Origin of the sequence: Novosphingobium sp. HII-3 (assembly GCF_002916655.1) — a bacterium.
Lineage (GTDB): Bacteria > Pseudomonadota > Alphaproteobacteria > Sphingomonadales > Sphingomonadaceae > Novosphingobium > Novosphingobium panipatense.
In genome coordinates, this window is sequence record NZ_PPSM01000039.1 from 1 (window position 1) to 17,511 (window position 17,511).

Below are 17,511 nucleotides of genomic sequence, written 5' to 3' on the forward strand. Positions count from 1 at the left end.
GCGCGAAGTACTCCTTGGAGAGCGGCGGACGCTCGTACGGGTACTCCGGCTCCCGGCCGATGACGGTGATGGTTCCCTCGAACCCGTTCTGGCGCAGGGCAAGCGCGCACTGCGCACCCCCATGCCCCGCTCCCACGATGACAACGTCTGCTTTTTCCATGGGCGCCTGCGTTCCGCAATTTTCGCGCGCGGTCAATGCCTCTCACGCAACCGCGTTGCGGTATCGCCCCTTAGCGTGTCCGTTCCCGCACCGGGTGCATCTATTTCAGAGCTTCCATCGTCAACTCGAGCGAACGGATTTGTGCCTCCGGATCGTAGGTCGCGACGCTGACGATCAACTCGTCCGCCTGAGTACGCGCCACGAATTCCTCGATACCCGAACGCACCGCCTGCGGGGTGCCCACCGCGGTGACCGACCGCACCTGCTCAAGCATGGCACGGGCCGCACCGGGAAGCCCGGCCCGGTAGTCGCGCACGGGCGGCTGCAGACGCCCGGGATTGCCCGAACGCAGCGCCACGAAGCTCTGGTCCGTGGAGGATGCGAGATAATGCGCTTCCTCGTCCGTATCCGCCGCCAGGACATTGATCGCGGCCATGAAGTGCGGCTTCTTCAGGGTTTCCGAAGGCTGAAACCGCTCGCGGTAGACGCGGGCTGCGTCATCCAGGGCCGCAGGCGCGAAGTGCGAGGCGAAGGCATAGGGCAGCCCCAGCATGGCAGCCAGTTGCGCGCCGAAGAGGCTTGACCCCAGTATCCACATCTCGACATCCGCTCCGGCGGCCTGCGGCGACGGCACTCCGCCTGCCGCCTGTCCGGCGAAGCGCGCCTGCAGTTCCACCACATCGTTGGGGAAGCGCTCGGCCGCGGCATGGATGTCCTTGCGCAAGGCATGGGCAAGCCGCCCGTCCGCGCCGGGTGCCCGGCCGAGGCCGAGATCGACCCGACCCGGGAAAAGCGCCGCCAGCGTGCCGAACTGCTCGGCTATGACATAGGGCGTGTGGTTGGGGAGCATGATCCCGCCCGCACCGATTCGGATCGTGCTGGTGGCGTTGCCAAGGTGCGCGAGCACCACGGACGTGGCGCCGCCGGCGATGCCCTCCATCCCGTGATGCTCTGCCACCCAGTAGCGCTTGTAGCCGGTGCGCTCGGCCGCCTGCGCTGTACGCACGCTGATGTCGAGGGCTTCGGCCACGGTTCCGCCCTCGCGGACGGTGACGAGATCGAGAACAGAAAGCGGAACCATGGGAAAACCTTTTTATTGTGCCTTGCCCGGCGCGGCCTCCGCACCAAGCTGGGAAAGATAATTGCGCGCCGTGGTCGCCGCGTCCGATTGCGGGGCTGCCGCGATCACGGAGTCCCAGCTCCGCCGCGCTGCGGCCTCGTTGCCGGACAACATGGCGATGACGCCGGCTTCAAGGCCGATCTCCGGATCCTGAGGCGCCAGGCCAGCGGCCTTTTCGATCTCCGCCTGCGCTTGCGACAGCTTGTCCTGCCGCCGGGAAAGCGTGGCGGAAAGCAGCCATGCCTGCGGATTTGACGGCTGAGCCGCACGCGCCTCGGCAAGGGCGTTTGCCGCCTCTTCCGGCTGCTTCACCGCGACAAGGCCACGCGCGCGGTCCAGTGCGATCGAGGCAGCAAGTTCGGTATCGCCGACGATCTTGGCATCGGTCGCGGCGGGGGCCAGCAGCGATAGCGCCTCTCCGGCCTTTCCGGCCGCCAGCGCCGCGTTCCCCGCCATGGCCCCGAGACGGGCCCGGCTGGCATGATCGGTTGCCTCAGCGGCATCGCGGGCATTGATGAAGGCGACGCGCGCCTCATCCCAGCGGTTCAGCTCGGACAGCGCGACGCCCAGACACAGCCCGGCCCGCACCCGCTCGCGCCCGATGGCATCCCCCAGCGCCGTCCGTGCGAGTTCTGCGGAGCGTTCGGGATTGGCCTCGACCGCGGCAAGGCAGCCATTGCCATCGGGGCCGCGGGAGGGCAGGGCGACATTACGGGCTTCACGGGCTCGCCTGTCCCGGTCCTCCTTGTCTTTCTTCTCGATGATCTCGATCGGAAGGGACGAGGCATAAGGCCGGGTCGCGCTGGGCAGCGCGGAGGCCGGTCCGACCTGGGCCGTGAGGGGAAGCAGGAGAAGCACGGGGGACATGTCTATTCAGGACTCCGCAGAAGCCTCCGGCGCGCGCGGCAGCACCAATTCCGCGACAGTGCGCAGCAGCAGGCGAATGTCACTATCGCGCGAGAGACGGTGATCGCCGTCCTTGACGAGAGTTACCTGCACATCCTGTGAACGCAGGCGTTCGGCCAGTTGCAGTGCGATGTCCCAGGGCACGTCCGCATCACGCTGGCCGTGCAGCAGGCGGACGGGAGCATCGATGGCGATCTCCCCCTCGAGCATGAGATTGGCCTGTCCGTCCGCCCAGAAGCCCGGGTGAGTCGGAGTCGGCTCCGGGCCGTAGGGATTGTCCTCGAAGATCGTCTCGCCGTCGGCCAGCAGGGCCTTGTCCATCTGCGGAATGCCCCACTCGGTGAAGTCCGGCGCAGCCGCGATGCCGACCAGGCCAGCCAGGCGATCGCCCAGCGCCAGCCCGGCCATGAGCATCAGCCATCCTCCCATCGAGGATCCCACGAGCACGATCTTCTCGTCCGTCTCGAGCGCCGCGATCAGGGCAAGGACCTCCGCCTTCCAGCGCGAAAGCGTGCCGTCGGCGAAATCGCCGGGGCTCTCTCCGCATCCGGAATAGTCGAACAGGAGGCAGGGAAGACCGCTGGCCCGGGCCATGTCGAACAGCGCAGCCGCCTTCGAACCGGCCATGTCGGACATGTAGCCCGGCAGGAAGACGATGACGGGGCCGTTGCCGGGCGTGAAGCGGTACGCGATGGAACGCCCGTCCGAAAGATCGAGGTAGCTGGTCGAAGTCATGGCCCCTTATTGGGAACCCGCACGCGCCACGGCAAGGCGGAGACCGTATTCGCCGTCGAAACCGCTGGACCACCTGCTGCGAATCGGCTTTTAGAACCCGATCAGCAACTTCGGGCCGATATGAGCGCCAAAGTCATCCGCTTTCCCTCCCGGCCTACCCGGCTTGCCTTGCGGCTTGAATGGTTCGCTTCCGATCGCCGGGTGCTGGCGGGCATATGGGCGATCTATCTCGCCCTGCGCGCGGCGGTGCTGCTGATCGACGTACAGCCGACGTCCGATGCCGAATGGTACTACCTGCGGGCGGCAAGTCTGGCTGCGGGGCAGGGTTACCTCGACAACGCGGGCGCTCCGACCGCATTCTGGCCGCCGGGCTGGCCGCTGGCGCTCAGCCTTGTGTTCTTCCAGTTCGGCGTGTCCACCGGCGTGGTGGGCCTGTTCAATCTGGCCTGCGCTGCACTTACCGGAGCGCTCACACTGGTGCTGGGGCGCCGCCTGTTCGGGTCCGAAGCGGCGGCGCGAGCGGGCCTTCTGCTGCTGGCCGTCTACCCGAACGCGATCGGCTATGTTCCGCTTGCCCTTACGGAAGTGTTCTACACCGCCCTTCTGATGACAGCGTGCTGGATCATCGTGGCCCGCAGTCATTGGCTGCACCTTGTCAGCGCCGGTGTGCTCTTCGGGTTCGCCACCCTCGTCAAGGCGCAGACGGTGGTTGTCATACCGGTTCTCTTCGCGATTGACTGGCTGCGCAAGGACCCTCTTCTCGGCCGCTTCCCGCGCCTCTTCGCAGAAGGCCTGCTGGTGCTGGCCGTGGCAGCGGCGACCGTGCTGCCCTGGACAATCCGCAACCAGGTGCAGCTTGGGCACTGGATCGCCGTCTCCACCAACGGGGGCTATACGCTGCTGACCGGCAACCACGACAGCGCCACAGGGGACTACTCCCCCAATGCCACCGTCGTGAAGGACCTCATGGCGCGCGCCGGGCTCGACGAAGTAAGCCGGGATGCCGCAGCGCGCGGGCTGGCCATCGCCTGGATCGCCGAGAACCCGGACCGCTTCCTCGAACTGGTTCTAAAGAAACTTCTTCGGCTCTGGCTACCCGATGGCGAAGCCGAGTGGGCCTACCAGGCCGGCGCACAGGGCTATGAGCGTATCGAAATAGCTTATCGCGCCGTTCGGCTGCTCAACCAGGCCTATTATCTGCTGCTGATGGCAGCGTTCGCGGTTGCCTTCTTCGTGATGGTCGCCCGTCGGCGGAAGGACGGCCAACGGTGGCTGGGCTGGTGGCTGACGCCCTATGGCATCGCGCTGTATCCGACGCTGATCTGCCTGGTATTCTCCGGTCAGTCCCGCTTCCACTACCCTGTCATGCCATGGGTCTGCATGACAGCCGGATGGCTTTCGGTGGTCATTCTGGCCAAGCTGAGCGAACGCAGGCCAGCGGCACCTACCCTGCACTGAAGCGTCAGTAGAGGGTTGGCGCCATCACGCGCAGCACGAGCTTGCCATCGGTTCCCAAGGCACCCGTCAGCGTGCTTTCGCGCCGAGAGACGGGCTCGTCCCAGGCCTGAACCACGCCAATGGAGAGAGCAAGCACCGCAGCAATGGCAACTGCCACGCCTATTCGTGTACCTCGTCTGCGTCGGTGTGGCCCGGAAGCCATCGCTCACCCCTACGTTGTCGCGTAAGGCCGATCTTACAGCATCGCCATCGGGAGCGAAAGACCGTTGGCGCCCTGCGTGAGGACCCGTCGTTCGATTGGTCTTTGGCGAGCCGATGCCGAGATTCGCCTCATGCCGCCATCGTCCACGGCCACGATGACTATCGGACGACCCGGCTTCCCCCGGCGTGGTGGATGGCCGCCTGAACGCGAGCATCCCCACCCGGCTCTGGCGAAAACGGCGTCTGTTCCAGCATGCGAAGCCATTTAACGGACGCCGCACCTTCACCTGAAGGCGCGCTTGTGCCATGGCGCGCTCCAAATCCCAGACGCTTTGCCGCCCACATGCTTTGGTATCGCATGGGGCAAACGAAAGATGAGTCCGTCCATGTCCGAAATGTTCAAGATCAGCCTTCCCGACGGTTCCGTTCGCGAGATGCCGCAGGGATCGACTCCTGCTGATGTCGCTGCAGCCATCGGCCCGGGCCTTGCCAAGGCGGCCCTTGCCGCGAAGATCAACGGCGAACTGGTTGACCTTTCCCTTCCGTTCACCGGTGATTCGCAGCTTGCGCTGATCACCAGCCGCGACGAGGCCGAAGCGCTGGATCTGGCCCGGCACGATTACGCGCACATTCTGGCCGAAGCCGTGCAGGCGCTGTTCCCCGGAACGCAGATCACCTTCGGCCCATCGACGGACGACGGTTTCTACTATGACTTCGCGCCGAAGGACCGCCCGTTCACGGACGAGGACCTGCCCGCGATCGAAGCGGAAATGCGCAGGATCATCGCCGCCGACAAGCCGCTGCGTCGCGAAGTCTGGGATCGGGAACAGCTCATCAGCCGCTGGAAGCAGCAGGGCGAGACGTTCAAGGCCGAATGGGCCGCCGAACTGCCGGGTGACGAGCCGCTGACGGTCTACTGGTCCGGCGAGGACTGGCTCGACATGTGCCGCGGCCCGCACCTGCCCTCCACCGGCAAGCTGGATCCGAGCGCCTTCAAGCTGACGCGGGTCTCGGGTGCCTACTGGCGCGGCGACCAGAACAACGCGATGCTCAGCCGCATCTACGGCACCGGCTGGCTGAACAAGAAGCAACTCTCCGCACACCTGACGCGCCTTGAGGAGGCCGCGAAGCGCGACCATCGCAAGCTCGGCAACGAAATGGACCTGTTCCATCTTCAAGCCGAAGCGCACGGTTCGGTCTTCTGGCACCCCAAGGGCTACCTGATCTGGCGTGAACTGGAAGCGTACATGCGCCGCGCCATCGACGGCGCCGGTTATCGCGAGGTGAAGACCCCGCAGGTCATGGACGCGCGCCAGTGGGAGCAGTCGGGTCACTGGGGCAAGTACCGCGAGAACATGTTCGTCATTCCGGACGAAGTGCCCAATGTGGAGGACGAAGGCCCGATCGTGTCGGATGCGGCGGAGTGGATGGCGCTCAAGCCGATGAACTGCCCTGCGCACGTCCTGATCTTCCGCCAGGGGATCAAGTCCTACCGCGAACTGCCGATGCGCCTCTACGAGAACGGCTGCTGCCACCGCAACGAACCGCACGGCGCGCTTCACGGCCTGATGCGCGTGCGCCAGTTCACGCAGGATGATGCCCACATCTTCTGCCGCGAGGATCAGATCGTCAGCGAAGTCCAGGCGTTCTGCGAACTGGCCGACCGCATCTACAAGGACTTCGGCTTCACCTATTCCATAAAGCTTGCCCTGCGTCCCGAAAAGCGCTTCGGCAGCGACGAGATGTGGGACAAGGCCGAGGACGAGCTGCGCAACGCTGTGGTCCGCGCCGGTCTTGCCACCGAGGAATATGGCTGGGAGGAACTGCCCGGCGAAGGCGCCTTCTACGCGCCCAAGCTGGAATGGCACCTGACCGACGCGATCGGCCGCACCTGGCAGGTCGGCACGATCCAGTCCGACCGCGTGCTGCCTGAGCGCCTCGACGCCAGCTACATCGGCGAGGACGGCGAGAAGCACCGCCCGGTCATGTTGCACCGCGCGATCTTCGGCTCGTACGAACGCTTCATCGGCATCCTGATCGAACACTTTGCGGGCAAGCTGCCGGTGTGGCTTGCGCCGGTGCAGGCGGTCGTCGCCACGATCGTGTCCGACGCCGACGGCTATGCCGCCGAAGTCACGGCCAAACTGAAGGCCGCGGGCGTTCGCACCGAAACGGACCTGCGCAACGAGAAGATCAACTACAAGGTGCGCGAGCATTCGCTGAAGAAGGTTCCGCACCTTCTCGTGGTGGGCAAGCGGGAGGCCGAGGAAGGCACCGTGGCGATCCGCACGCTGGGCGCCGAGCACCAGAAGGTCATGTCGCTTGAGGACGCGATCGCGCTGCTCAAGGGTGAGGCTCTGGCTCCGGACCTGAAGGCATGATCCAGCGCGAGCTCATCGACACCGCGTGGGTTCCGGGCGGAGAAAAGCTCGAGCTTTTCAAGCACGACCAGGACTTCATGATCGTGCTCGGTCACAATGAGTTGATGAGCACGCGCAAGTGGGGGTCGGAGGAAGCTCTCGCGACGATGGCATGGGAGCGCATCCGGAACTCCCGGCGGCCTCACATGCTGATCGGAGGCTACGGCATGGGTTTCACTCTCAGGGCGGCCCTGAAGGTGATGCCCGAAAACGCTCAGGCAACCGTGGTGGAACTCGTGCCCGAGATCATCGAATGGGCGCGTGGCCCCATGGCGCATGTCCAGCAGGGCTGCCTGGACGATCCGCGCGTGAACCTGCTGATGGGCGACGTCTCCACCGTCATCGGCGCGGGCATGGGCGATTACGACGCCATCCTGCTCGACGTCGACAACGGGCCGGACGGTCTGGTGCGGGAGGACAACAACGTCCTCTATTCCCTCGCGGGTTTACGGGCGGCCAAGCGGGCGCTGACACCGGACGGCGTGCTGGCGATCTGGTCCGCAGGGCCTGATCCTGCGTTCACCCGGCGGCTGGAAAAGGCCGGGTTCTTCGTCAACGAGGTGAAGGTCGCTTCACGGAGCAACGGCAAGGGGCCCAAGCACGTGATCTGGTTCGCGTCGAAGAAGGAATAAGGACGCATCCCGGGGGCGTCGGAGACCTTCGCCCCCTGCCCCGTTGCCGCTCGTAGCGCGCCGATTCAGCGCGGCGGTAACGACGATGGAGAGGGGCCATGCTCCTTCGCCTTCTTCGAGCCAGCTGTCGCGACGGCCACGATCACCGCACTGCCCAGAAGGATGCCGGTCACCATCGCGCCAATCGCAAGAAGGCCGACCGGGCTGAGATCCGCACGCGCTTCTGCGCTGAAAACCTTGCCGAAGCGCAACGCGGCGCTGGCGACCTGACGATCCGTGTAAAGCTTCATGCGGTGACGATTACCACAGCACGCCGTGCCTGTCAGGCGTGACCGGCTCCGGCGCGTCCTCGCCGATGGACTGAAGCAGGTCGATCTCGATCGTGCGGCACATGGCGTTGAGTGGCAGGTCGTGGACGTCATTGGCGAAAGGGTCGACGAGATCGTCGCCGATTGCGAGGACCGCCAGGAACATCAGCCCCGCCATCGTCGAACCCAGCGGCGTCGCGAACTGCAGCGTCTCGACGAGCCCGATCGGCAGGAGAACGCAAAACAGGTGCGTGAAGACTTTCGGTATGAAGCGATACTGGAAGGGCAGCGGCGTGTTCTTCAACCGCTCCATGCCGCCTTGCGCGTTTGCGATGTCGACGAGGACGGCCTCCATCTGCGCCTGCTGGATGGTGTCAATCCAGCCTTTGCGGCGTGCTTCGTCGATACGGCGGCCGGTGCCGTCAAGGATACCGTTGGCCACGTTGACCCGCTGGAGCGCCAAGTCCTTCTCATGCTTGGGAAGAAGGCGCAGAACCTCTTCGTCCTGTGGCAGACGACGCAACTGGCAGCGCAGTGCATTCACGTAGGCGATCTGACGATAGACGATCTTCCGCTTCAGGTCCGAGGCATCGGGATCGGGCATGAAGTTGCGGGCAGCACGCGCGATGTTGCGGCTGGCGTTGATCATCAGACCCCAGAGCCCGCGCCCCTCCCACCAGCGCTGGTAGGCCGAGTTGCTGCGGAAGCCGAGGAACAGCGCAAGCGCCGAGCCAAACAAAGTGATAGGCAGTTCCGGTGCCGTAAAGGGCAGGACGTAGTACGTGATCGTCACCACCACATCCCATACGAACAGAAGAGCCAGCGGCTTCCAGATCTCCTGAAAGACGCGACGGGAACCGGGTATCTTGGCTACGATCATGGGGTCTTGAGAGGCTCCGCGCTTACCGGTTGACCCACTGCCGGCCCCACTCTGGGTGCCCTCTCACTGGCACGAGCCATGGCGACAGAGCTCCCGGTAGCAGGCCGGATCGAGAACCAGTCTACACGGTCCACCGCCACGAGGAAGCCCAGAACGCCGCAGCCGAACAGGAAAAGCAGACCGTTTCCAATCAGCGATTCGCGCAAGCGGGCCCGGTCGCGATCGCGGTCGTGGTCATTCATGTTGCGCATTGTCGTCTCCACCAAACGAGGAGCCTTGAGAGTGGGTGCCGGTGGTTTCAATTGCATCATCGGAATGCGACAAAATTTTGCTGCATCGCAATATGAAGGTGTGCAGTGCAGCAAGTGCGGCGGACTGCTGCTGCCCGCTGCCCGTATGACGCTGACGTGACGACGTTTATCGCCGGACCGCCTCGACCGTTCGACACCCTGTAGAGGTCAGAACGGCAATGCGTCGCGCGCCAGGATGAGCGCCAGCGCACAACCGCTCACGATCAGGGGGCGCAGCCACTCGATACCAGTGCCGGAGAGATGAGCCTGCGCAAGAGCCACGATGGGTGCCATGCGCACGGCTATGCGCGCGCATGGGTTTCCAAAGTGTTACGGGTTTTCTACGCGGAGGGCATCTGCTGGCTGGAGCAGTGGAAGGATCCACCGCCGGCCAGCACCGCATCGGCCATGATGCCGACCGTATCGCGATCCGGGAACAGCGCGGCAATGGCGGCTACCCCCTCGTCGTCATGCGCCGTGCCGTAGATCGGGACGACCACCAGCCTGGAGGTTATCGCGAAATTCATGTAGCTCGCGGGTTCGATCCGGCCGTCGGTCTCCACCCTCCCCGGCGAGGGCACTTCGACGACCTCGACACCCATCGCCTCGGCACGCGCTTTGGCATCCGCGTAGATCGCGGCGTTCGGATCATTCGGTCCAGTGGCGCGAGGCACCGCCAGCCGGTTCGGGGCCACGAACCGCGCGAGGTTGTCGACATGGCCGTCGGTGTGATCGTTGATGAGCCCCTCGCCCAGCCACAGCACCCGGTCATAGCCAAGATCGCGCGCCAGCCGCATGTCCAGGTCGGCGCGGGTCAGGTGCGGGTTACGGTTGGGATTGAGGAATACCTGCTCGGTAACCGCCACCAGTCCGGTGCCGTCACCGTCGATCGCTCCGCCCTCGAGGATCCAGTCGCCCGTCTCGACATCGAGGCCGGCTTCACGCGCCAGTTCCTCGCCGATCTCCTGGTCCCCGTCCATCAGGTACTTCCCGCCCCAGCCGTTGAAGCCGAAACGCATGGCCTTACGATGGCCGTGCGCATCGGTGACGACCAGCGGGCCGGTGTCCCTGAGCCACACGTCGCCATAGCGCCGCGTGTCCAGCTTCACCGTCTCCGACACCAGTTCCGATGCCCGCGCGCGATTGGTTTCATCGCGCACGATGAGGCGGACTTCCTGGCCGCTTTCCGCAACGGCGTTGGCGAAGGCAGCCATCTGCTCCTGCGCCCGTTCAAGGAAACCGGGCCACTCGACCGGGTCATGGGGGAACCCGATCCAGATCCAGTCCTGCGGGCTCCATTCGGGCGGAAGGGCGAAAGTCACTTGGTGTTGCATCCTTTGGTCGCTGCGGCGCATGCCTTGTCGCGAACGGCGCGGAATTCGTCGCCCTTGCGCCAGTTCGGCCAGGTGGTGCCATCCGCCAGTTCGCGGCCGAGCGCGTAGAAGAGTTCGACGTCCTGCGCGATCCCGCTCCAGTCCCAGTCCTCAGAATATTCATCGGCCGGGCCATGGTACTGGTCCTGGTTGTAAGCCTGGGCCGCCTTTTCACCGGCCACCGTTCCGCCCGAGGCAAGATCGTTGCTGCGCCCGACATTGAACATCGGCACGCCGCGCTTGGCGAGGCTGAAATGGTCGGAGCGGTAGTAGCCGCCATGTTCGGGATGATCTTCCGGGACGTCCGATAGGCCACGCGCCGCCAGCGCCTTGAGGTAGATGTCCCCCAGCTCGGACTTGTCTCCCCCGGTCTGGGTATAGGATTTCGCCCGGCCCGTAGGCAGCAACGCGTCCACGTTCACGCCGCCGACCGTGTGATCGAGCGGGTAGATGGGATTGGCAGCGTAGTATTCCGAACCCAGCAGTCCCGACTCTTCGAGGGTGAGGGCCACAAAGACCTGGCTCCGCTCGGCCGCACCCGCTTCGGCGTTCATCTTCGCGATAGCTGTGATCGCGGCCACGCCGTCGGCGTTGTCCACCGCACCGTTGCAGATGTCGTCACCGGTCTTGTCCGCCGTGCAGCGGCCAAGGTGGTCCCAATGCGCCGAGTAGAGCACGACCTCATCGGGGCGGGACGTGCCGGGCAGGATGCCGACGACATTGCTTGAGGTGGACCGCCGGATGGCGTTGTCGAAGCCGAGGCCCGCCGTGAGGCCAAGCGGCACGGCCTTGAAACCCTTCGTCTGAGCCGCCTTGGTGAGCGCCGCCAAGTCCTTGCCCGCCGCTTTGAAGATGGCTTCCGCCACCGGCTTCTGCACCCAGCCGTTCGCCATGGTCTGGTCCATGGCATCGTTCGGCGTCTGGACCGAATACTGCGCGCCGGTCCAGCTCGAATTCACGACATTCCAGCCGTAGGCGGCGGGGAAGGTGTCATGGACGATCAACGCGGCCGTCGCGCCCTGCCGTGCGGCTTCCTCGAACTTGTAGGTCCAGCGGCCATAATAGGTCATGCGGCGCCCCCGGAAGAGCCCCTCCTCACCCTTCATCGCGTAGTCGGGGTCGTTGACGAGGATGACCGCGGTCTTGCCCTTCATGTCGACGCCTGCGTAGTCGTTCCAGCCGAGTTCGGGCGCGTTGATACCGTATCCCACGAAGACCAGTTCGCTGTTTGCGATCCGGGTCCTTGGCGTCACGCGGTAGCTGACCGCCACGAAATCTTCGCCTGGCTTGAACGACAGCTGTGTCGAGGGACCACCGATGGTGAGGGGCGTATGGTTCTGCGCCGTGATCTCGACCGTGGGAACGGCCTGCAGCCACTCACCCTTGTTGCCCGGCTGGAGCCCGGCCGCCTTGAACTGCGCGATGATGTAGTCGAGCACCCTTGGCTCTGTCGCGGTGCTGGGTGCGCGCCCCTCGAAGTCGTCGGCGGACAGGCGCCGGGTCACCTCCTTCATCAGGTCGACCGGCACGTCCGGCTGGGCGCCGGCCTCCGGCGGCGGGGGCAGCGCTGTCCCTTTGGGCAATGCGCCGCTCTGGCCCGCAGCGGCCACCGACAGGCCAAGGGCAACGACGGCAAGGGGCATGTAAACCTTCATCAAGGCACCTCATCTGGAAGAACCTCACAGGTGCCAGACCCGATTGTGAGGCACAAGTGGCGGCACGAGGATGAGCCGCAAGGCTCGGCGGGGCTGTTCGCCCTATTGCCCGGCGCGCCGTCACCGGGCAGGAAGCGGGCATGAGTGCCGACTGGACAAGCGCCATCGCCCGCGCCCGCGCCCACGCCCCTTTCCTCGCCAGCGCGCTGGATCGCCTGCCGGGCATCACCGAGCGTCTGGAGGCGGGGGACGGTGAAGGCGCCCTTGCGCTGGCCCGTGAGGCCGGAACCAGCGCGCCCGATACCGGCGCCGCGCTCCGGCGGGAGAAGCAGGCTCTCAGCCTGGCGCTCGCCATAGGCGACCTGGCCGGCGCCTTCCCTCTTCTTGAAGTGACCGGCACGCTCTCCTCCTTCGCGGACCGCGCTCTGGACGCCGCGATCGTCGCAGGCATCCGGCGGCGCGTGCCGGACTACGACCCCTCGCAGCCCAAGGGGTTCTTCGCACTGGCGCTCGGCAAGCATGGCGCGCGCGAGCTCAACTACAGCTCGGACATTGACCCCATCCTCCTGTTCGATCCCCTGGTCCTGCCTCGCCGCGAACGCGACGAACCCGGCGAGGCTGCTCAGCGCGTAGCCCGCACGGTCGTCGAAACGCTGTCGCGCGTGGATCACGAAGGTTATGTCTTTCGGGTCGATCTGCGCCTTCGTCCCGCATCCGAGGTAAGCCCGCTTGCCATCCCGGTGGCCGGTGCCCTCTCGCACTATGAATCGTCCGCCCTCACATGGGAGCGTGCGGCCTTCATTCGCGCACGCGCCTGCGCCGGCGATGTCAAGGCGGGCGAGGAGTTCCTGACCGCGATCCGCCCTTTCGTGTGGCGCCGTAGTCTGGACTTCGGCGCCATCACGGAGATCGGGCGGCTGACCGCCCAGATCCGGGCGAGCGCACGGGGCAGTTCGCGGGTCGGCCCGGGCTTCGATCTCAAGAAGGGGCGCGGCGGCATCCGTGAAGTGGAGTTCTACGCGCAGACCCACCAGCTGATACATGGCGGTCGCCATCCCGCCCTTCGCCTGCGCGGCACCCGCGCCACGCTGGACGCGCTGGCGGTGGCCGGGCTGATACCGCTTGAAGAGGCGGTGCTGCTCGGGGAAAGCTACGACCGCCTGCGTACGATCGAGCACCGCCTGCAGATGATGCAGGATCAGCAGACGCACAGCCTCCCCAAAAGTGCCGAAGGAATCGAAGCCGTCGCCCGGCTTGACGGTCTGGACAGCGGACAGGGCCTGCTGGACGAGCTGACCTCGATCACCGAGGCTGTGGGCGAACGCTACGACACGCTCATCATGGCCAGCGTTCCGAGCGGCGCGGTGCCGGTGTCGGTGCCCGATCAGTCCACCCTGCCCGAAGATCTCGAGGCGCTGGGCTTCGCCGATCCGGCGGGACTGGCGCAACGGATCGACGGCTGGCTCGGCGGCAAGGTTCGGGCGCTGCGATCGGAGGCGGCGCGGACCGCGTTCGCCGCCATTCGAAGGGATCTGCTCGCCGCGATCGCCTCCGCGCCTGACCCGGAGCGGGCGCTCGCCCGGTGGGAAGAACTGCTCGACAACCTGCCCAGCGCGATCAACCTGTTCAACCTGCTCCAGGCTCGTCCGGCCCTGATCGACATGCTGGCCCGCATCCTTGGCCTCGCACCGCCGCTCGCCGACGCGCTCGCCCGGCGGGCAGACCTGCTCGACCCGCTGATCGACGCCAGCGCCTTCGATCTTCCCGGCCCGGTGGAGGAGCTCGTGGCCGAGTTCCGTCGCTTCGAGGCCGGTGACGATTACGAACGCAAGCTTGACGCCGTACGCCGCAAGGTGGGTGAACTGCGTTTCAAGCTTGGGGTCCAACTCATCGAGGGGGTCAACGATCCGGTCGCCGTGGGCCACGGGCTGGCGCGCATCGCGGAGGCGGCGCTGGTCGTACTCACGGATGCCGCGATCGAAGAATTCCGCCGTACGCACGGCCGGGTGGCCGGTAGCGAAATGCTGATCCTGGGGCTTGGCCGCATGGGCGGCGGCGTCCTCACGCACGCTTCCGACCTCGACCTCGTCTACCTGTTCGACGGTGACTACCAGTCGGAATCGGACGGGCGGCGCCCGCTCGGAGCCACCCATTACTACAACCGCCTGTCACAGCGCGCGATCTCCGCCCTGTCGGTAGCCACCGCCCAAGGCGCCCTGTTCGAAGTCGACACCCGGCTCCGGCCTTCAGGGGAACAGGGCCCACCCGCCGCCAGTCTCGACAGCTTCGAGCGCTACCAGCGCGAGCAGGCGTGGACGTGGGAACACATGGCGCTCTGCCGTGCGCGGCCCCTCTACGGTTCGGACCAGGGTCGCAGAGCCCTTGCCGAAATCGTGCGAAGTGTCCTTACCGCCCCGCGCGACGCCGACAAGCTGCGGCGCGATGTGCTGGAGATGCGTGAGAAGATGGCGCGGCACAAACCGCCAGGCGGAGCGCTGGACGTGAAGCTGATGCGCGGTGGGCTGGTCGACCTCGAGTTCATCATCCACTTCGTACAGTTGCGCGAGGGTGGACCGGGGCTCAATCCCGATCTCGGGGAGGCGGTTCGCGCGCTGGCCGCGGAAGGTCTCGTGCGTGACGCTCTGGGGGACGCGCACGACACACTGACGCGCCTGCTCGTGGCGGGACGCCTCCTCGCTCCGGACGCGCGCGTACCCGCTCCCGCCGCGCGTCTGGCTCTCGTGCGTGCGTGCGGCTATGGCGACTGGGAGACGCTGGAAGCCGGACTGGCCGAGGCCCGCCGCAACATCGCGGAGGCATGGCACGATGCGTTCGGCGAGACCCTGGAGATAGAAGCATGATGACCCGCCCGCACACCGGCGACCTGTTCCCCGACATCGCGCTGGAGACGCCGGAGGGCGGCACGGTGAAACCCTCCGACTTTGCGGGCAAGAAGCTGGTGGTGTTTTTCTATCCCAAGGACAACACCCCCGGCTGCACGACCGAGAACCTGGATTTCTCCGCGCTGAAGGGCGAGTTCGACGCTGCCGGCGTGGCGCTGCTCGGCGTCAGCAAGGACGCGCCGAAGAAGCACCAGAACTTCATCGCCAAGCACGAGTTGAAGGCCCCGCTCGCGACGGACGCCGAGGAAAACGGCCTTTCGGACGCGCTGGGCATCTGGACGGAGAAGCAGAACTACGGGCGCACTTATATGGGCATGGTGCGGACCACCTACCTGATCGGCCCCGACGGCCGGATCGCGCAGGTCTGGGACAAGGTGAAGGTGAAGGACCACGCCGCGAAGGTCCTGGAGGCCGCAAAGGCTCTCTGATGCACTCCAACGGCCCCTGCGTGACCGTCTCGGCCGCGATACGCCTTGCCCTGTGCGAAAGCGATCCGCGGGCCAAGGTCATGCTCGCCCGCAAAGTGGCGCGGGACTGGCGCCTCGGCCAGCTCGACTTCGTGTTCGATGCCGCCATGCCCGAGACACCGGGCAGGCCTGAGGCACCGGTACTTCTGGCGCCGGGCCAGATGCCCAAGCGCGGCAAGGCCGGCTCCGAACGCGGCCGGATCGCCTTGTGGCATGCCCTGGCTCACATCGAGTTCGTCGCTATCGACCTGGCGCTCGACATGGCCGGGCGGTTCGGGGAACAGATGGGCCGATCGTTCGTGTCGGACTTCCTGGGCGTGGCTGCTGACGAAGCCATGCATTTCATGCTGCTTGAGCGGCATCTGCATACATTGGGCAGCCACTACGGCGCCCTTCCCGCACACGCCGGCCTGTGGAGCGCTGCACACGACACCCGCCACGACGTCGCCGCGCGGCTCGCCGTGGTGCCGATGGTGCTTGAAGCGCGCGGGCTGGACGTCACGCCAACGACCATTGCACGCGTCGAGTCGGTGGGAGACTTCCGGGGCGCACGCATCCTCAAACGAATTCTTGACGATGAAATTCGGCACGTCCGATTTGGCGCAAACTATTTCGAAATGGCGGCGAAACGACTCGCCGCTGACCCGTCCGAACTTTGGAAAACCTTGGTTTCCCGCCACTTTCCGGGATCTCTGAAACCACCGTTCAACGACTCGGCGCGCCTTGCAGCCGGTTTATCGCGGGATCTGTATACAGCGCTTGCCTGAGCCGAAGCTAACGACATAAGTCACATCTCGAGAGACGGCGGGGGGTTCCGACCATCTCCAGAAAACCGGGCGCATCCTGCTTGCAGGGCGCTGGAAAGCACGTCGGCCCTTCGGGTTTCGGCGGATAACAAGGTATTGCGAGTGGTCGTAACGAAATTCTTCGCCAAGTTCCGCGCAGTGACCGGTATCTGTGTCGCCGCGGGCCTTACCATCGCCGCTCATCCGGCAATGGCCAACAGCAGCGCTGCCGCTGCGGACATCTCCTCCACCCTTCGTACCAGCCAGGCCGCCAATTCAGCCGCCGGTAACGAAGACGAGCAGTTCACCCAGCTTTTCAGCTCCTGGCAAAACTACGAGGAAACAGGTCTTGCGGCCGCCAAGCCGAAGGCTCAGGTCGGCGGCATCGCATCGGTCGCCATTCCCTCGCGCAACCCCCTCGCTGACAGCCGCCTGACGAGCAACTTCGGCATGCGCAACCATCCCATTCTGGGCGGTCGCCGTGGCCACAAGGGCGTCGATCTTGCCGCGCCCGTCGGCACCCCCATCTACGCGACCGCTGACGGCATGGTGAGCCGCGCCTCGTGGTTCAGCGGCTACGGCCTGTTCGTTTCGATCGAACATGGCGGCGACATGCAGACCCGCTATGGCCATATGTCGCGCCTCAACGTCGCTGACGGCCAGCGCGTGCGCAAGGGCGACATCATCGGGTATGTCGGCAGCACCGGCAACTCGACCGGTCCGCACCTGCACTACGAAGTTCGCGTGGCCGGCAACGCCGTGAACCCGATCCCTTACATGCAGTCGGGCGTCGCAAGCGCCAACTGACGCGCCACGAGTTTCAGAGTTGAGAGGAGGGAAGAGGCGGCTCAGGCCGCCTTTTCTTTTGCTCACCGCGCTCGGAAAGACAGGGTCTAAAAAAGGGCGGCCCGCCATGAGGCGGGGCCGCCCTGAAGTTAGGGAGAAGCGGTTACCGCATCGGGGGTCCGCCAGGGCGGATGTGATGCGGCGGACCGGCTCCGCCCCCATCGCAGGCAGCCGCCCGCTTCACATTGATTCCGGTCAATTCACGCTTCCCATCTGCCGAAATCCGCTCTTTTCGGTCGGAAGGCTGTCAACGCCGGGATAAAATTGGGCCAGGCACCGGTTTAAAAAGGGGCCAGTTGGTTTGAATAAAAAGCCTCATGGTTGAGGCTGGACGCTCTCGGCAGCGGGGAAGCGGCTGTAGCGGAGCGGAAC

At 65.6% G+C, this 17,511-nt stretch carries 18 protein-coding genes; 7 read left to right on the forward strand and 11 right to left on the reverse strand.

What is annotated here, in order from left to right; genetic code table 11:
* The 4 genes from C2R25_RS14590 to C2R25_RS14605 all read right to left on the reverse strand — a co-directional run.
* Nucleotides 1-160, reverse strand: a 160-nt coding sequence (locus tag C2R25_RS14590) for an FAD-dependent oxidoreductase (protein WP_158250679.1), incomplete at its 3' end; no start/stop codon positions are given.
* A 100-nt stretch (nt 161-260) separates the two neighbouring features.
* Nucleotides 261-1,241 (reverse strand): LLM class flavin-dependent oxidoreductase, encoded by a 981-nt coding sequence (locus tag C2R25_RS14595; RefSeq protein ID WP_103729911.1) that lies wholly within the window; start codon nt 1,239-1,241, stop codon nt 261-263.
* A 12-nt stretch (nt 1,242-1,253) separates the two neighbouring features.
* Nucleotides 1,254-2,147 carry a tetratricopeptide repeat protein gene (locus C2R25_RS14600; protein WP_103729912.1) on the reverse strand — a complete coding sequence of 298 codons (894 nt, stop codon included), beginning with the start codon at nt 2,145-2,147 and terminating at the stop codon, nt 1,254-1,256.
* Between the two features lie 6 nt (nt 2,148-2,153).
* Nucleotides 2,154-2,921, reverse strand: a complete 768-nt coding sequence (locus tag C2R25_RS14605) for a carboxylesterase (RefSeq protein ID WP_103729913.1) — start codon at nt 2,919-2,921, stop codon at nt 2,154-2,156.
* Between the two features lie 120 nt (nt 2,922-3,041).
* Between C2R25_RS14605 and C2R25_RS14610 the strand changes: the two genes are divergently transcribed.
* Nucleotides 3,042-4,379 (forward strand): glycosyltransferase family 39 protein, encoded by a 1,338-nt coding sequence (locus C2R25_RS14610; protein WP_103729923.1) that lies wholly within the window; start codon nt 3,042-3,044, stop codon nt 4,377-4,379.
* A gap of 4 nt (nt 4,380-4,383) precedes the next feature.
* Here C2R25_RS14610 and C2R25_RS20495 read toward each other — a convergent pair whose 3' ends face one another.
* Nucleotides 4,384-4,536, reverse strand: a complete 153-nt coding sequence (locus C2R25_RS20495) for a hypothetical protein (RefSeq protein WP_158250680.1) — start codon at nt 4,534-4,536, stop codon at nt 4,384-4,386.
* A gap of 430 nt (nt 4,537-4,966) precedes the next feature.
* Here C2R25_RS20495 and thrS point away from each other — a divergent pair, with 430 nt between their 5' ends.
* Complete coding sequence (gene thrS, locus C2R25_RS14615; protein WP_103729914.1) at nt 4,967-6,961, forward strand: threonine--tRNA ligase; 1,995 nt, start codon at nt 4,967-4,969, stop codon at nt 6,959-6,961.
* Nucleotides 6,958-7,632, forward strand: coding sequence for a spermidine synthase (locus C2R25_RS14620; protein WP_103729915.1), 675 nt, complete (start codon nt 6,958-6,960; stop codon nt 7,630-7,632). Before thrS ends, C2R25_RS14620 begins: the two co-directional genes overlap by 4 nt.
* A gap of 65 nt (nt 7,633-7,697) precedes the next feature.
* Here C2R25_RS14620 and C2R25_RS14625 read toward each other — a convergent pair whose 3' ends face one another.
* The 6 genes from C2R25_RS14625 to C2R25_RS14645 form a co-directional block, all read right to left on the reverse strand.
* A complete protein-coding gene (locus C2R25_RS14625) occupies nt 7,698-7,922 on the reverse strand; it encodes a hypothetical protein (protein ID WP_103729916.1) in 225 nt (74 codons plus the stop codon).
* Between the two features lie 10 nt (nt 7,923-7,932).
* A complete protein-coding gene (locus C2R25_RS14630) occupies nt 7,933-8,820 on the reverse strand; it encodes a bestrophin family protein (protein ID WP_103729917.1) in 888 nt (295 codons plus the stop codon).
* Nucleotides 8,817-9,071: a hypothetical protein gene (locus tag C2R25_RS14635; protein ID WP_233204019.1), complete on the reverse strand. Its 255-nt coding sequence runs from the start codon at nt 9,069-9,071 to the stop codon at nt 8,817-8,819. The genes C2R25_RS14630 and C2R25_RS14635 overlap by 4 nt, the downstream gene beginning before the upstream one ends.
* A gap of 207 nt (nt 9,072-9,278) precedes the next feature.
* Complete coding sequence (locus C2R25_RS21165; protein WP_255400462.1) at nt 9,279-9,410, reverse strand: hypothetical protein; 132 nt, start codon at nt 9,408-9,410, stop codon at nt 9,279-9,281.
* A 41-nt stretch (nt 9,411-9,451) separates the two neighbouring features.
* On the reverse strand, nt 9,452-10,444 hold the full coding sequence (locus C2R25_RS14640) for an agmatine deiminase family protein (RefSeq protein ID WP_103729918.1): 993 nt from the start codon (nt 10,442-10,444) through the stop codon (nt 9,452-9,454).
* Nucleotides 10,429-12,138: a M28 family metallopeptidase gene (locus C2R25_RS14645; RefSeq protein ID WP_103729919.1), complete on the reverse strand. Its 1,710-nt coding sequence runs from the start codon at nt 12,136-12,138 to the stop codon at nt 10,429-10,431. The genes C2R25_RS14640 and C2R25_RS14645 overlap by 16 nt, the downstream gene beginning before the upstream one ends.
* 140 nt (nt 12,139-12,278) lie before the next feature.
* Here C2R25_RS14645 and C2R25_RS14650 point away from each other — a divergent pair, with 140 nt between their 5' ends.
* The 4 genes from C2R25_RS14650 (at nt 12,279) to C2R25_RS14665 (ending at nt 17,100) form a co-directional block, all read left to right on the forward strand.
* The gene (locus tag C2R25_RS14650) at nt 12,279-14,999 is read left to right on the forward strand and encodes a bifunctional [glutamine synthetase] adenylyltransferase/[glutamine synthetase]-adenylyl-L-tyrosine phosphorylase (RefSeq protein ID WP_103729920.1); all 2,721 of its coding nucleotides are present in this window, start codon (nt 12,279-12,281) and stop codon (nt 14,997-14,999) included.
* Complete coding sequence (locus tag C2R25_RS14655) at nt 14,996-15,469, forward strand: peroxiredoxin (protein WP_103729921.1); 474 nt, start codon at nt 14,996-14,998, stop codon at nt 15,467-15,469. The genes C2R25_RS14650 and C2R25_RS14655 overlap by 4 nt, the downstream gene beginning before the upstream one ends.
* Nucleotides 15,469-16,275, forward strand: a complete 807-nt coding sequence (locus tag C2R25_RS14660; protein ID WP_103729922.1) for a ferritin-like domain-containing protein — start codon at nt 15,469-15,471, stop codon at nt 16,273-16,275. The genes C2R25_RS14655 and C2R25_RS14660 overlap by 1 nt, the downstream gene beginning before the upstream one ends.
* A 141-nt stretch (nt 16,276-16,416) precedes the next feature.
* Nucleotides 16,417-17,100: a M23 family metallopeptidase gene (locus C2R25_RS14665; RefSeq protein ID WP_199183847.1), complete on the forward strand. Its 684-nt coding sequence runs from the start codon at nt 16,417-16,419 to the stop codon at nt 17,098-17,100.
* Nucleotides 17,101-17,511: the final 411 nt, after the last annotated feature.

Bases quoted from the DNA above. Each gene is read 5' to 3' on its own strand.
- C2R25_RS14595 (WP_103729911.1), bottom strand. From the start codon at position 1,241: ATGGTTCCGCTTTCTGTTCTCGATCTCGTCACCGTCCGCGAGGGCGGA.
- C2R25_RS14600 (WP_103729912.1), bottom strand. From the start codon at position 2,147: ATGTCCCCCGTGCTTCTCCTGCTTCCCCTCACGGCCCAGGTCGGACCG.
- C2R25_RS14605 (WP_103729913.1), bottom strand. From the start codon at position 2,921: ATGACTTCGACCAGCTACCTCGATCTTTCGGACGGGCGTTCCATCGCG.
- C2R25_RS14610 (WP_103729923.1), top strand. From the start codon at position 3,042: ATGAGCGCCAAAGTCATCCGCTTTCCCTCCCGGCCTACCCGGCTTGCC.
- thrS (WP_103729914.1), top strand. From the start codon at position 4,967: ATGTCCGAAATGTTCAAGATCAGCCTTCCCGACGGTTCCGTTCGCGAG.
- C2R25_RS14620 (WP_103729915.1), top strand. From the start codon at position 6,958: ATGATCCAGCGCGAGCTCATCGACACCGCGTGGGTTCCGGGCGGAGAA.
- C2R25_RS14625 (WP_103729916.1), bottom strand. From the start codon at position 7,922: ATGAAGCTTTACACGGATCGTCAGGTCGCCAGCGCCGCGTTGCGCTTC.
- C2R25_RS14630 (WP_103729917.1), bottom strand. From the start codon at position 8,820: ATGATCGTAGCCAAGATACCCGGTTCCCGTCGCGTCTTTCAGGAGATC.
- C2R25_RS14635 (WP_233204019.1), bottom strand. From the start codon at position 9,071: ATGCGCAACATGAATGACCACGACCGCGATCGCGACCGGGCCCGCTTG.
- C2R25_RS14640 (WP_103729918.1), bottom strand. From the start codon at position 10,444: ATGCAACACCAAGTGACTTTCGCCCTTCCGCCCGAATGGAGCCCGCAG.
- C2R25_RS14645 (WP_103729919.1), bottom strand. From the start codon at position 12,138: ATGAAGGTTTACATGCCCCTTGCCGTCGTTGCCCTTGGCCTGTCGGTG.
- C2R25_RS14650 (WP_103729920.1), top strand. From the start codon at position 12,279: ATGAGTGCCGACTGGACAAGCGCCATCGCCCGCGCCCGCGCCCACGCC.
- C2R25_RS14655 (WP_103729921.1), top strand. From the start codon at position 14,996: ATGATGACCCGCCCGCACACCGGCGACCTGTTCCCCGACATCGCGCTG.
- C2R25_RS14660 (WP_103729922.1), top strand. From the start codon at position 15,469: ATGCACTCCAACGGCCCCTGCGTGACCGTCTCGGCCGCGATACGCCTT.